This window comes from Bacteroides congonensis (genome assembly GCF_900130125.1).
GTDB classification, from domain to species: Bacteria; Bacteroidota; Bacteroidia; order Bacteroidales; family Bacteroidaceae; genus Bacteroides; species Bacteroides congonensis.
Map to the genome: position 1 here is coordinate 1 of NZ_FQXY01000001.1, position 1,097 is coordinate 1,097.

1 protein-coding gene is annotated in these 1,097 nt (G+C 36.7%); it reads right to left on the bottom strand.

Annotated features, from left to right (window positions below; translation table 11 throughout):
- Positions 1 to 48: 48 nt before the first annotated feature.
- Positions 49 to 390, bottom strand: coding sequence for a hypothetical protein (locus tag BQ7997_RS00005; RefSeq protein WP_073342324.1), 342 nt, complete (start codon positions 388 to 390; stop codon positions 49 to 51).
- Positions 391 to 1,097: the final 707 nt, after the last annotated feature.

Below are 1,097 nucleotides of genomic sequence, written 5' to 3' on the forward strand. Positions count from 1 at the left end.
AGATTATGAATCCGGAGTATACGGATGATTTTATCCGATTTACGCAATTCAAGAATCAGAAGACTGCCGCAAATTCACGAGTTCCGCCCATTTGTTCAGCCTCAGGTCAATTCCCCCCTTCTCCAAGGAATGCAGAGAGGAAAGAAAATATTTAATTATACGTTCAGGATCATCACACTGTTCATAAGCCAGCTCACCAAGGGCATAATGCAGACGGGAAATTTGAATATAGTCGAGCTGGGTATAGGAGTTATCCATGGAAGCCTCAACCAGACTATCCAGGAGTTCATAAGCCTGGCTTTGTTCCGAACTAGTCAGTTCACTTATGGGCTTATGCATGATAGGGTGTTGCATCAAGCGGATGATGTTTTCTTTAAAATCGCTAATCATCGTTTTAGTCTTGTTTGCCGCATCTGTTCCCAAAGGTGCGAGGGTTTATATATAAAAAGAGCGTGGAAACTATCTGCTCATGTCATATATAGGTATCCACTACGACCCCCAGTGAACATAAGCGATAGCCCCACGCCCAATTGAGTATATAACAAGGTATATATACAAATGTGCGCGAGACCTGTCACTTATTCCATTCACTGGTAAAAAATTAGTGGATTTCATATATGAATGTAACAAATAACCGTTCTCAATAAAATTATCAAAAACTTACTTTCTTCGCTCGAAAGTAAACTACGACAAAAGTAGCAATTTATATTTAGCAAACAAACAATATTGACAAAGAAATGAGGGAGAGACATAAAATTATTTTAGTTATACATAGGCAACTTGCAAATATCCCAATTGGTCTTTTATATTTGAAGGCATAACGCATTTATGAGTCAGGCCCAAGAGATATACGGGAGCTGAACTCAAAAAATCAAGTTCAGAATCCGCTACTAGAAACGATTTTTCATTTTCATTTCTCATGTTCTCATTGTTTATAAGTCAATTCGTTGTTAATCAACAATATATCAGCATGAGAAATAAAATAAGAAACGGCATTTCTCATTGTTTTTATGCCTTTTCACCTTAAAAATCATGTATTTCTCATACTTATTTAAATCATTTCTCATTGGGCATAAAACAACATGAACCGGATTTGA